Here is a 12,148-nt window from a genome sequence, read left to right on the forward strand (position 1 = left end):
CCGCCATCGTCGCCGCACCGGTAGGTTGGCCCTGTGAGCGAGAACGCACCGACGCTGTCCGAGGTCGCCGCGCACGCCGGCGTCTCCCTCGCCACGGCGTCGCGCGCCCTCAACGGGAGCGCGCGCAAGGTCAACCCCGAGCTGCAGGAGCGCGTCCTCGCCTCCGCCGCCCAGCTCGGCTACAGCCCCAACGTCCAGGCGCAGGCCGTCGCCCGGGGCACGAGCAACGTCGTCGCGCTGGTGGTCGGCGACATCGCGGACCCGTACTTCGCCGCCATCGCCTCCGGCGTTGTCCGGGTCGCCGACGAGCGCGGCCTGGTGGTCACGATCACGGCGACCGGCCCGTACGCGGGGGAGGCGACGGCCGCGCGTGAGCGGGCCGCGCTGACCGCTCTGCGCGGGCAGCGCCCGCGGGCGGTCGTGCTCGCCGGCAGCCGCATCGCGGGAGCCGAGACGGTGATCCCCGGCGCGTCCGACCGCGCCGCGGTGATCGGCTCCGGCGCGCCGGGCCTGCGCACGGTCGGCGTGGACAACCGGGGAGGCGCTGCGGCGCTGGCGCGCGAGCTGCATTCCCTCGGCTATGCGGACATCGCGGTGCTCGCGGGGCCGGAGGAGCTGGTCACGGTCCGCGACCGCGTGGACGGGTTCCGTTCCGTGCTCCCGGACGCGACCGTCGTGCACACCGACTTCAGCCGCGACGGCGGCCACAGGGCCATGACGGAACTCCTCGCCGGGGGCGCCCGGCCGGAGTGCGTCTTCGCCGTGAGCGACGTGATGGCGATCGGCGCGATGGCCGCGCTGCGGGAGGCGGGGATCGCCCCCGGCGCGGACATCGGCGTCGCCGGTTTCGACGACATCCCGCTCGTCCGCGACGTCACGCCCGCGCTGACCTCGGTCGCCCTGCCGCTGGCCGACATCGGCGCGCGCGCCCTGGAGCTCGCCCTCGCCGATGAGGCCCCCGACGCCTCGGCCGTCGCCGCCGAGGTGCGCGTGCGCGCCTCCACCCCGCGCCGCTAGCCCGCCGCCCCGCCCTCGCCGCGCCCCACGCCGCCCGGCCGACGCGAAGGAGGCCGTTGACACGACGGCGCGCGCCACCTACCGTGGCCTCCGGTAAGCGCTTTCTCGCGCGCGTGCCGATCAAAGCCGATCGGAAGGGAAACCGTCGTGTCCGACACCGCAGCCGTCTCCACCCGCCTCAGCCCCGACCAGCGGAACGCCTTCGCCGCGTCGCTCCTGGGCTGGATGATGGACGCCTTCGACTACTTCATCATCGTCCTCGTCTACGCCGACATCGGCGCCGAGTTCAACGTCCCGCTCGAGCAGATGGCGTACCTCACCACCGTCACGCTCATCATGCGGCCTGTCGGCGCCTACCTGTTCGGGCTCTGGGCCGACCGGGTCGGCCGGCGCATCCCGCTGATCGCGGACGTCTGCTTCTACTCGATCGTCGGATTCCTGTGCGCGTTCGCGCCGAACTTCACCGTGCTGTTCATCCTGCGCCTGCTCTACGGCATCGGGATGGGCGGCGAGTGGGGCCTCGGCGCCGCCCTCACCATGGAGAAGGTGCCGCGCACCCGCCGTGGGCTGTACTCGGGCATCCTGCAGGCCGGCTACTCGGCCGGCTACCTGCTGGCCGCGCTCGCGTTCCTGCTCATCCACTCCGTGTTCGGGTTGAACTGGCGCTGGCTGTTCGCGCTGAGCATCCTGCCCGCGCTCATCTCGCTCATCATCCGGTCCCGTGTGCGCGAGTCGGAGGTGTGGGAGACCACCCGCGACACCATGCGCAAGGCGAACACCTCCATCCGCCGCGTCTTCTTCGACGGCAAGGTGCTGCGCCGCTTCGTCTACCTGGTGCTGCTGATGGCCGCGTTCAATTGGATGAGCCACGGCACGCAGGACATCTATCCGACGTTCCTGAAGTCCACCGAGAACGGCGGGGCCGGGCTGGATGCGGCGACCGCGGGCTGGATCGCCGTCGTCTACAACGTGGGGGCGATCGTCGGCTGCATCGTGCTCGGCTCGCTCTCCGACCGTTGGGGCCGCAAGGCCACGATCATCCTGGGCGCCGCGCTCACGCTGCCGATCATCCCGATCTTCGCGTTCTCGACGACGGCCGGGATGCTGTGCCTGGGCTCCGCGCTCATCCAGTTCACGACGCAGGGCGCGTGGGGCGCCATCCCGGCGCACCTCAACGAGATGTCGCCGAACGCGATCCGCGGGTTCTATCCCGGCGTGACCTACCAGCTCGGCAACGTGATCGCCGCGTTCAACCTGCCCATCCAGCAGGCGCTCGCGCCGCAGTGGGGCTACGGCTGGGCGATGGCGTCGACGGTGGGGATCGCTGCGGTCGCGGTGATCGTGCTGACGGCGCTCGGCAAGCAGGCGCACGGCATCGACTTCCACGCCGAGGGCGTCTCGGTGCCCGGCGCCGCCGCCCCCAGCGCGTCCACCTCGTAGCCCGCACCCGCCCTCCCACCCTCCTTCTCCGCCGAGGGGCACGTTGTTGTCGCTTTCGCGCTCGAAAAGTGACAACGACGTGCCCCTCGGCGGCCGCGCGGGCGAGGGGCGCAGCGCCGGGTGTTGACGGGCCCGCTGCTCGCGGCTACTCTGCTGGTAAGCGCTTTCCCAACCAACCGAGGAGCGCGGCGAACACCGACAAAGGAGTACACGTGTCGTCCATCGGCATCATCATGAACGGCGTCTCCGGACGCATGGGATACCGCCAGCACCTGGTGCGCTCGATCCTCGCGATCCGCGAGCAGGGCGGCGTGCTGCTCTCCGACGGCCGCCGCGTGCAGGTCGAGCCGCTGCTCGTCGGCCGCAGCGAGGAGAAGCTGGCGGAGCTCGCCACGCGCCACGACATCCCCGACTACACCACCGACCTGGATGCGGCGCTCGCCGACGACCGCTGGCAGATCTACGCGGACTTCCTGGTGACCAAGGCGCGCAGCGCCGCCATCCGCAAGGCGATCGCCGCAGGCAAGGCCGTCTACACCGAGAAGCCCACCGCGGAGAGCTTCGAGGAGGCCCTCGAGCTCGCCCGCCTCGCGAACGAGGCCGGCATCAAGAACGGGGTCGTCCACGACAAGCTCTACCTGCCGGGGATGCGCAAGCTCAAGCGCCTGATCGACTCCGGCTTCTTCGGCCGCATCCTCTCGGTGCGCGGCGAGTTCGGCTACTGGGTGTTCGAGGGCGACTGGCAGGCCGCGCAGCGCCCCAGCTGGAACTACCGCGCCGAGGACGGCGGCGGCATCGTCGTCGACATGTTCCCGCACTGGAGCTACGTGCTCGAGAACCTGTTCGGCCGCGTCGAGTCGGTCTACGCGCAGGCCGTCACCGAGATCCCGCAGCGCGTCGACGAGCAGGGCCGCCCCTACCCGGCGACCGCCGACGACGCGGCGTACGCGATCTTCCAGCTCGCCGGCGGCGTGACCGCGCAGCTCAACTCCAGCTGGACCACCCGCGTCAACCGCGACGAGCTCGTGGAGTTCCAGGTGGACGGCACGCACGGCAGCGCGGTCGTCGGCCTGTTCGGCTGCAAGATCCAGCCACGCAATGCCACCCCGAAGCCGGTGTGGAACCCTGACCTCGCCGACGAGCACGACTACGCCGCCGACTGGATCGAGTCCCCGGCCAACGAGGTGTTCGAGAACGGCTTCAAGACGCAGTGGGAGGAGTTCCTGCGCCACGTGCTCGAGGACGCGCCCAACCACTACGACTTCCTCGCCGGTGCGCGCGGCGTGCAGCTCGCCGAGCAGGGCCTGCTCTCCTCGCGCGAGGGCCGCCGCATCCGGCTGCCCGAGGTCGTCCTTCCCTCGGCGTCGGAGTCCACCCCGGCCGCGCTCGCGGGAGCCGCGCGATGACCGGCGTCGCCGTGCAGACCGCGACGCTCCTGAACCCGGACGGCACGACGTCGACCGCCGACCTCGGCGAGGCGCGGGCGTACGAGCGCCCGGCCGCCCCGCTGCGCTCGCGGGTGGCCTACGCTGCGGCCCACGTCATCCCGAAGGTCTGGGGAGACAACGTGCCCGGCGCCCCGGCGGACATCGACTGGGATGCGACGCTCGCCTTCCGCCGCCACGTCTACTCGTGGGGGCTCGGCGTCGCCGACGCGATGGACACCGCCCAGCGCAACATGGGTCTGGACGCGGCCGCGACCCGCGAGCTGATCACGCGCAGCGCCGCGGAGGCGCGCGCGGTCGGCGGCAGCGTCGTCGCGGGTGTGAACACCGACCACGTCGACGACGAGCGCATCCCGCTGGATGCGGTGATCGACGCGTACAAGGAGCAGCTGCACTTCACCGAGGACGCCGGCGCCGGCGTCGTGCTCATGGCGAGCAGGCACCTGGCACGCGCCGCGCAGTCGCCGGCCGACTACGAGCGGGTGTACGCCGAGGTGATCGCCGCGGCCGGCGCTCCCGTCGTGCTGCACTGGCTGGGGGAGGCGTTCGACCCTGCCCTCGCGGGCTATTTCGGCGGCGCCGACACGGTGCTGCGCATCATCGAGGCGGGCGGCGACAAGGTCGCCGGCATCAAGATGAGCCTGCTGGATGCGGACGCCGAGATCGCGCTCCGCTCCCGCCTCCCCGAGCACGCCAGGATGTTCACCGGCGACGACTTCAACTACGTCGGCCTCATCGAAGGGGACGGCGCCCAGCACTCCGACGCCCTGCTCGGCGCGTTCGCCGCCCTCGCGCCCAGCGCATCCGCGGCCATCCAGGCGCTCGACGCCGGCGACGGCGCGCGCTATCGCGACATCCTCGGGCCCACGGAGGCACTGTCCCGGCAGATCTTCGCCGCCCCGACCTACTACTACAAGACCGGCGTCGCCTTCCTGTCCTGGCTGAATGGCCACCAGCAGGCGTTCAGCATGGTCGGCGGCCTGCACGCGGCGCGCGGCCTCCCGCACCTGTCCGAGATCGTCCGGCTGGCCGCGGCGTGCGGCGCGCTCGAGCATCCCGACCTCGCCGCGCGGCGCTGGAACGACCTGCTGCGCCTGAACGGGGTGGACGCGTGATCGCCGACCCGCGCCTGTCGATCAACCAGGCGACCATCAAGTACGCGAGCCTCGCCGACGCTCTGCGGGTCACCGCGGACGCCGGCGTGGGCGCCATCGGCCTGTGGCGGGAGCCCGTCGCCGAGGTCGGACTCGCCCAGGCGACGCGGATGGTCGCCGACTCCGGGCTGCGGGTCTCCAGCCTCTGCCGCGGCGGCTTCTTCACGGCGTTCGAGGGCGCCGAGCGGCGCGCGGCGCTGGAGGCGAACCGCCGCGCGATCGAGGAGACGGCCGTGCTCGCCGCGTCGGGCGCACCGGGTTCCGCCGCCGTCCTCGTGCTCGTCGCCGGAGGGCTGCCTGCGGGCTCGACCGACATCGCGGGCGCCAGGGCGCGGGTCGCCGACGCGATCGCTGAGCTGGAGCCGGATGCGCGCGCCGCGGGCGTCACGCTCGCCATCGAGCCGCTGCACCCGATGTACGCGGCCGACCGCGCCGTCGTCTCGACGCTGGGTCAGGCGCTGGACATCGCAGAGCCGTTCCCCACCGCCTCGGTGGGCGTCGTCGTGGACACCTTCCACATCTGGTGGGACCCGGAGGTGCTCGGGCAGATCGCCCGCGCCGGCGTCGAGGGCCGCATCGCGAGCTACCAGGTCTGCGACTTCCTCACCCCGATCCCGGCGGACGCGCTGCTCGCGCGCGGGATGATGGGCGACGGGCACGTGGACTTCGCGAGCCTGACCCGCGCGGTGGAGGCGACCGGGTACGCGGGAGACATCGAGGTGGAGATCTTCAACGCCGAGATCTGGGACGCCGCCCCGGCCGAGGTCGTGGAGCGGACGGTGCGCGCGTTCGCCGAGCACATCCCGCTCGGTTCTGTGCCAGTGTGACCAGGGTGAGCACGGTCGTCGTCGCCCCCGACTCGTTCAAGGGGTCCGCCTCTGCGACCGAGGTCGCCACCGCGCTGGCCGAGGGCTGGCGCGCGGAGCGCCCGGGGGACCACGTGCTGCGGGCGCCGATGGCGGACGGCGGCGAGGGGACGCTCGACGCGTTCGAGGTCGCGGTGCCGGGAGCAATCCGTCACCCGATGCGGGTGACCGGCCCCTCCGGCGACGGGGTCGACGCGAGCTGGCTGCTGCTGCCGGATGGGACGGCGCTGGTCGAGCTCGCCGAGACGAGCGGACTCGGTCTGCTGCGCCGGCCCGCGCCGCACGATGCGCACACGATCGGCTTCGGCCAGGCGATCGCCGCGGCGCTCGACGCCGGCGCGACGGGACTGCTGCTCGCCATCGGCGGCAGCGCATCCACCGACGGCGGTTCCGGTGCGCTCACCGCGCTCGGCGCCCGCCTGCTCGACGCGGACGGACGGATCGTGCCGCCGGGCAACCGCGGCCTCGGGCGGCTCGCGCGCGTCGACCTCGACGGCCTGCGCCCGCTCCCGCCCGGCGGCGCACGCATCCTGAGCGACGTGACCAGCCCGCTGCTCGGCCCGTCCGGCGCCGCGGCGGTCTTCGGGCCGCAGAAGGGCGCGACCGCGGCGGATGTGCCGGTGCTGGAGGCGGGGCTCGCCCGCTTCGCCGCCGTCGCGTCCGGCGCCGTCGGCGACCGCGCAGACGTCGCCGACCCGGCTGCCGCGGGAGCGGGGGCCGCGGGCGGCACCGGTTTCGGCCTGATGCTGTGGGGTGCAACGGTCTCGGCGGGTGCCGCTGCGGTCGGTGAGGCCATCGGCCTTCCCGCACTCGTCGGCTCGGCGGATGCCGTGCTGACGGGGGAGGGCCGCTTCGACAGCCAGTCCGCTGCAGGGAAGGTCCCCGAGTACGTGTCCGGCCTCGCGGCCGCCGCGGGCATCCCTGCGTACCTCGCGGCCGGCTCCATCCAGGCGCCGCCGGCCGCGTTCGCCGCCTCCGCCGAGCTGGCCGCCCTCTCCGGCGGTGTGGATGCGGCGATCGCCGATCCCGCCCGCTGGGCCCGCGAGGCGGGCGCCGCCCTCGCCCGGGCCCACACCGCCCGCTGACCCGCCCGCGACCCGTTCGTCGGGCGGCGTCCACAACTCCGGAGTTTCGGACGGATTCGGGCCGGATCTCCGTAGCAACGGACATCGCAGCGGCGTGTCGCGGAGGAACTCCGGAGTTACGCCCCGCGCGCCGCCGCGTACTGCTCGCGGATCACCGGACGGGTGTCGACGGGCAGCGGCTCCGCCGCCTCCACCGTCCACCGCGGCCGCGACCCGGTCAGCGCCCACGCGGCCTGCACCGCGCCGCCGTCTGCCACGTACTCGCCCGGCGCCGGCACGACCACGGGCGCGTCGAAGACCTGCGCGGCGACCGCGGCCACCGCGGGATTCTGGGCGGCGCCGCCGATGAGCAGGATGCGCCGCTCGCGCACGCCGACCCCGCGCACGGCGTCGAGGCCGTCCGCGAGCCCGCACAGCATCCCCTCGATCGCCGCGCGCGCCAGGTTGGCCTGGTTCGTGGAGGCGAGGGTCAGGCCGTGCAGCGCGGCCTTCGCGTCCGGGAGGTTCGGCGTGCGCTCGCCCTCGAAGTAGGGCACCAGCACGACGCCGCCCGCCCCCGGCTCCGCGGAGAGTGCCAGCGAGGCGAGCCCGGCGTGGTCGGTGCCGAGGAGCCCCGCGATGGAGTCCAGCACCCGCGCGGCGTTGAGGGTCGCGATCAGCGGCAGGGACAGGCCGCTCGCGTCCGCGAAGCCGGCGACGGTCCCGGATGCGTCGGCCACCGGCGCGTCGGTCACCGCGAAGACGGTCCCCGAGGTGCCGATCGACACCACCACGTCGCCGTCGGCGGCGCCGAGCCCGAGGGCGGCGCCGGCGTTGTCGCCGGCACCCGGCGCGACGAGCACGCCGGCAGGGGTGCGTCCCGCCGACTCGCTCGGGCCGAGCACGCGCGGCAGCACAATGCCGTCGCCCGCCGTCCCCGCCTCGCGGCCGGGACGCCCGAGCGCCCGCTCGAACAGGTCGAGGTCGTACGCCCCGGCGGAAGCGCCCCAGTACGCGGTGCCGCTCGCGTCGGAGCGGTCCGTGGTCAGCGCCTCCAGGTCGGGGCCGAGCGGGCTCTCGTCGGCGGGCCCGTAGCCGCGCAGCCGCCAGGTGAGCCAGTCGTGCGGGAGGGCGACGGCGGCGACGCGCGCGGCGTTCGCCGGCTCCGCATCCCGCAGCCAGCGCAGCTTCGTCGCGGTGAACGAGGCGACGGGGACGACGCCCACCCGGCGCGCGTACTCGTCGGCGCCGACCTCGTCGATCAGGTCGCGCGCCGCGCCGGCGCTCCGGGTGTCGTTCCAGAGCAGGGCGTCGCGGATGACGCGGCCCTCCGCATCCAGCACCACCATTCCGTGCTGCTGCCCGGCCACCGAGATCGCGGCGACGTCGTCCAGCCCGCCCGCCTGCTCGATCGCGGAGGTGAGCGCCGCCCACCAGGCGGCCGGGTCCACCTCGGTCCCGTCGGGATGCGCGGCGCGCCCCGAGCGCACGAGCGCGCCGGTCTCGAGGTCGCGGACGACCACCTTGCAGCTCTGGGTCGACGAGTCGACTCCCGCAACGTACGTCACGCTGCCCTCACTTCGAGTAGATCCGTCGATCGAGGGGCACGTCGTCGTCACTTCCGCGGCGCGAAAGCGAGAACAACGTGCCCCTCGATGACAGATGGATGGATGGGGAGGCGTCAGCCGCGGGCGCCGAGCAGGTGCTCCAGCGCGAGCTGCTGCAGGCGCACGAAGCCGAAGCCCTTGCCGCCGAAGTACGCGCTCGCGTCGAAGTCCTCGAACGCGCTGCGGTCGGCCAGCAGGTCGTCGTAGCTCTCGCCCGCGCCGAGCGTCGGCTGCGACAGCTCGTTGACCTTCGCCGACTCCAGCGCCTCCTGCACCTCGGGGTCGGCGCGGAAGGCCGCGGCGCGCTCCTTGAGCAGCAGGTAGGTGCGCATGTTGGCGGCCGCCGAGTCCCAGACTCCGGTGATGTCCTCGGTGCGCGAGGGCTTGTAGTCGAAGTGGCGCGGGCCGTCGTAGGCCTGGCCGCCGTTCGGGCCGCCGTTCTCCAGCAGATCGACGAGTGCGAACGCGTTCTGCAGGTCGCCGTGGCCGAAGACGAGGTCCTGGTCGTACTTGATGCCGCGCTGGCCGTTGAGGTCGATGTGGTAGAGCTTGCCGTGGTACAGCGCCTGCGCGATGCCGGCGGCGAAGTTCAGGCCCGCCATCTGCTCGTGGCCGACCTCGGGGTTGAGGCCGACGAGCTCGGGACGCTCCAGCGAGTTGATGAAGGCGAGCGCGTGTCCGACCGTCGGCAGCAGGATGTCGCCGCGCGGCTCGTTCGGCTTCGGCTCGATGGCGAAGCGGATGTCGTAGCCCTTGTCGGTGACGTAGTCGCCGAGCAGGTTGACGGCCTCGCGGTAGCGCTCGAGCGCCGCCTGGATGTTCTTGGCCGAGTCGTACTCGGCGCCCTCGCGGCCGCCCCACATCACGAACGTCTTGGCGCCGAGCTCGGCGGCGAGGTCGATGTTGCGGAGCACCTTGCGCAGCGCGAAGCGACGGACGGCGCGGTCGTTGGAGGTGAAGCCGCCGTCCTTGAAGACCGGGGCGCTGAACAGGTTGGTGGTCACCATCGGCACGATGATGCCGGTGTCGGCGAGGGCCTGCTTGAGGCGGTCGATCTGGGTCTGGCGCTCGGCGTCGGTGGAGCCGAAGGCGAAGAGGTCGTCGTCGTGGAAGGTGAGGCCGTACGCGCCGAGCTCGTTGAGCTTGGTCACCGCCTCCACCACGTCGAGCTGCGGGCGGGTCGGGCCGCCGAACGGGTCGGTGCCGTTGTAGCCGATGGTCCAGAGGCCGAACGAGAACTTGTCGTCGCGGGTGGGGGTGAGGCTCATGGGTGTTCCTTCAACGTCGTCGGTGATTTGTTGTTTCACTAAACTTATACCAGCCCCGGCGCCGCGCGGCAATCCGGTCCGGAGCTTTCGCGCTTTCGCTCGGCGTGTTGCGTGAAGAACTCCGGAACGGATGGCGCGGGACGGGACGGGACGCCGGGCGGCGGGACGCGGGGTCAGAGCCGGGCGGCGAGCCAGGCGGCCTGCTTCTGCCAGTGCGCCGCGGCGCCGCCCTCGTGGTCGTTGAACGGGTACACCTCGATCGCGCGATCCTGCGCCGCCAGGTGGTTGTAGGCCGCGAAGGTGGTGGACGGCGGCACCACGGCATCCATCAGCGCCACCGAGAACAGCGCCGGCGCGTGGATGCGGCGGGCGAAGTTCACGCCGTCGAGGTAGGAGAGCGTGCGGAAGACCGTGTCCACTTCGTCGCGGTGCACCGAGAGGTACGTCGCGAGCTCCCGGAACGGGCCGCCGATCGCGACCTCGGCACCGCGGCGGTAGGCGCAGAGGAACGCGACGTCCGGCAGCACGGCCTGCACCTCGGCGAGGGCGCCGGCCGCCAGCGCGATGCCGCCGCCCTGGCTGCCGCCTGTCACGGCCACGCGCACCGCGTCGACGAACGGGAGGCTCCTGGTCGCGTCCACCGCGCGCACCGCGTCCGTGAAGACCCGGCGGTAGAAGTGCTCGGCGGGATCGTGGATGCCCCTGGTCATGAACCCGGCCGTCGCCGGTCCCGAACCGTGCGGATCGGGCGTCGCACCTCCCGAGCCCCAGCCGCTGCCCTGGCCGCGGGTGTCCATGAACACGTGCACGTAGCCCGCGAGCGCCCACAGCACGTTCTCGCCGGGAAGGCCGCGGCCGCCGTTGTAGCCCTGGTACTGCACGACCGCGGGCAGCGGTCCGGCGGTGTCCTTCGGTCGCGACACCCACGCCCGCACCGGCTCGCCGCCGAATCCGGGGAAGGTCAGGTCCTCGATCGTCAGCTGCGTCACCGGCGTCTCGGCGGGCCGGAGCACCGCCCCGCCGCTCGCCGCGCCCGCCGCCCGCGCCTCGGCGATCGTCGCCGCCCAGAACGCGTCGAAGTCGGCCGGCTCCTCCACCTCCGGCCGGAACGCGCGGAGCTCGTCGAGGGTCAGGTCGGTGATCGGCATGGGTCTCCTTGGAGGTCTCAGAGGGGATTCCGGGCGGAAGCGATGCCGGACATTGTGGCACAGTGACTGCATGTCCGATCCGACCGCTGCGCACCCGGGCCCCGGCGGGATCGGGCGGCCGACCCTGGAGGCGATCGCCCGCGCCGCGTCCGTCTCGCTCTCCACCGTGTCCAAGGTCCTGAACGGCAGGCCCGGCGTCTCCGCTGGCACCCGTGCCAGGGTGGAGGCGCTCCTGCACGACACCGGCTACGCCAGGCGCGGCCCGGATCCGGAGCGCGGCGGCCTGGTGGAGCTGGTGACCGACGACGTCGCCAGCGAGTGGTCGGTCGAGATCATCCGCGGCGCGGAGCGCGTGGCGCGACAGGCCGGGCTGGTGCTCGCACTCTCGGCGCTGGACGACCACCACGAGCCGGGCGGGGACTGGATCTCCGGGGTGCTCCGCCGGAAGCCCGTCGCGGTCGTCCTGCAGTTCTCGAACCTCACGGCGGCGCACCGGCGGCAGCTGCGCACCCGCAACATCCCGTTCGTCGTCGTGGATCCGGCGGGCGACCCGCCGCCGGACGTCCCGGCCGTCGGCGCGACCAACTTCGCGGGCGGCGTCTCGGCAACGCGGCACCTGCTTGGCCTCGGTCACACCCGCATCGGGGTCATCTCCGGCCCGGCCGACCTGATGTGCTCCCGGGCGCGCGTCGCCGGAGCCCAATCGGCGCTGCAGGCGGCGGGGCTCTCCACCGAGCGCTCGCTCACCGGCGGCGGCGCCTTCAGCAGGGAGGACGGCGAGCGGGAGGCGCGCCGGCTGCTCGACCGTACGGACCGGCCGACCGCGCTCGTCTGCGGCAACGACCTGCAGGCGCTGGGCGCCATCGACGCGGCGTTCGCGCTCGGTCTGGACGTGCCGGGCGACGTGTCGATCGTCGGCTTCGACGACGTCCCGCCCTCCCGGTGGGCGCGGCCGCCGCTCACCACCGTGCGTCAGCCGCTGCAGGAGATGGCGGAGGAGGCGACGCGGCTGGCGCTCCGGCTGCGGGCGGGCGACGCGGAGAACGCGCGACTGGAGCTGGCGACCTCCCTCGTGGTCCGCAGTTCCACGGCGGCTCCCCGCTGCTGACGCACGAAAGTTTTCCAGCTCGGCGGAGAAA

Annotated in this window: 10 protein-coding genes; 7 read left to right on the forward strand and 3 right to left on the reverse strand. The window is 73.3% G+C overall.

The genetic code is table 11. The features are described from left to right. The first annotated feature begins 33 nt into the window (after positions 1 to 33). The 6 genes from AAME72_RS11295 to AAME72_RS11320 all read left to right on the forward strand — a co-directional run bounded on the left by AAME72_RS11295 (position 34) and on the right by AAME72_RS11320 (position 7,007). Positions 34 to 1,017 carry a LacI family DNA-binding transcriptional regulator gene (locus AAME72_RS11295; protein ID WP_348786658.1) on the forward strand — a complete coding sequence of 328 codons (984 nt, stop codon included), beginning with the start codon at positions 34 to 36 and terminating at the stop codon, positions 1,015 to 1,017. Between the two features lie 147 nt (positions 1,018 to 1,164). Continuing rightward, positions 1,165 to 2,457 carry an MFS transporter gene (locus AAME72_RS11300; protein ID WP_348786659.1) on the forward strand — a complete coding sequence of 431 codons (1,293 nt, stop codon included), beginning with the start codon at positions 1,165 to 1,167 and terminating at the stop codon, positions 2,455 to 2,457. Between the two features lie 212 nt (positions 2,458 to 2,669). Further along, complete coding sequence (locus AAME72_RS11305) at positions 2,670 to 3,863, forward strand: Gfo/Idh/MocA family oxidoreductase (RefSeq protein ID WP_348786660.1); 1,194 nt, start codon at positions 2,670 to 2,672, stop codon at positions 3,861 to 3,863. After that, positions 3,860 to 5,017, forward strand: a complete 1,158-nt coding sequence (locus AAME72_RS11310) for a DUF993 family protein (protein WP_348786661.1) — start codon at positions 3,860 to 3,862, stop codon at positions 5,015 to 5,017. The genes AAME72_RS11305 and AAME72_RS11310 overlap by 4 nt, the downstream gene beginning before the upstream one ends. Further along, entirely contained in the window at positions 5,014 to 5,883 is an 870-nt protein-coding gene (locus AAME72_RS11315) for a sugar phosphate isomerase/epimerase family protein (RefSeq protein ID WP_348786662.1), read from the forward strand. The genes AAME72_RS11310 and AAME72_RS11315 overlap by 4 nt, the downstream gene beginning before the upstream one ends. Positions 5,884 to 5,888: 5 nt before the next feature. Next, positions 5,889 to 7,007: a glycerate kinase gene (locus tag AAME72_RS11320; protein ID WP_348790122.1), complete on the forward strand. Its 1,119-nt coding sequence runs from the start codon at positions 5,889 to 5,891 to the stop codon at positions 7,005 to 7,007. 116 nt (positions 7,008 to 7,123) lie between these two features. On the opposite strand, the gene AAME72_RS11325 is transcribed toward AAME72_RS11320, so the two are convergent. The 3 genes from AAME72_RS11325 to AAME72_RS11335 all read right to left on the reverse strand — a co-directional run bounded on the left by AAME72_RS11325 (position 7,124) and on the right by AAME72_RS11335 (position 11,009). Continuing rightward, positions 7,124 to 8,554: an FGGY family carbohydrate kinase gene (locus AAME72_RS11325; protein WP_348786663.1), complete on the reverse strand. Its 1,431-nt coding sequence runs from the start codon at positions 8,552 to 8,554 to the stop codon at positions 7,124 to 7,126. A gap of 113 nt (positions 8,555 to 8,667) precedes the next feature. After that, entirely contained in the window at positions 8,668 to 9,861 is a 1,194-nt protein-coding gene (gene xylA, locus AAME72_RS11330; protein ID WP_348786664.1) for a xylose isomerase, read from the reverse strand. Positions 9,862 to 10,034: 173 nt separating this feature from the next. After that, on the reverse strand, positions 10,035 to 11,009 hold the full coding sequence (locus tag AAME72_RS11335; RefSeq protein ID WP_348786665.1) for an acetylxylan esterase: 975 nt from the start codon (positions 11,007 to 11,009) through the stop codon (positions 10,035 to 10,037). 70 nt (positions 11,010 to 11,079) lie between these two features. On the opposite strand from AAME72_RS11335, the gene AAME72_RS11340 reads away from it, so the two are divergent. Then, positions 11,080 to 12,117, forward strand: coding sequence for a LacI family DNA-binding transcriptional regulator (locus AAME72_RS11340; RefSeq protein WP_348786666.1), 1,038 nt, complete (start codon positions 11,080 to 11,082; stop codon positions 12,115 to 12,117). The last annotated feature ends 31 nt before the right edge of the window (positions 12,118 to 12,148 follow it).

Source organism: Leifsonia sp. NPDC080035, from assembly GCF_040050925.1.
Classification (GTDB): domain Bacteria; phylum Actinomycetota; class Actinomycetes; order Actinomycetales; family Microbacteriaceae; genus Leifsonia.

Coding starts and splice junctions, on each gene's coding strand:
- AAME72_RS11310 (WP_348786661.1), top strand. CDS start 3,860: ATGACCGGCGTCGCCGTGCAGACCGCGACGCTCCTGAACCCGGACGGC.
- xylA (WP_348786664.1), bottom strand. CDS start 9,861: ATGAGCCTCACCCCCACCCGCGACGACAAGTTCTCGTTCGGCCTCTGG.
- AAME72_RS11335 (WP_348786665.1), bottom strand. CDS start 11,009: ATGCCGATCACCGACCTGACCCTCGACGAGCTCCGCGCGTTCCGGCCG.
- AAME72_RS11340 (WP_348786666.1), top strand. CDS start 11,080: ATGTCCGATCCGACCGCTGCGCACCCGGGCCCCGGCGGGATCGGGCGG.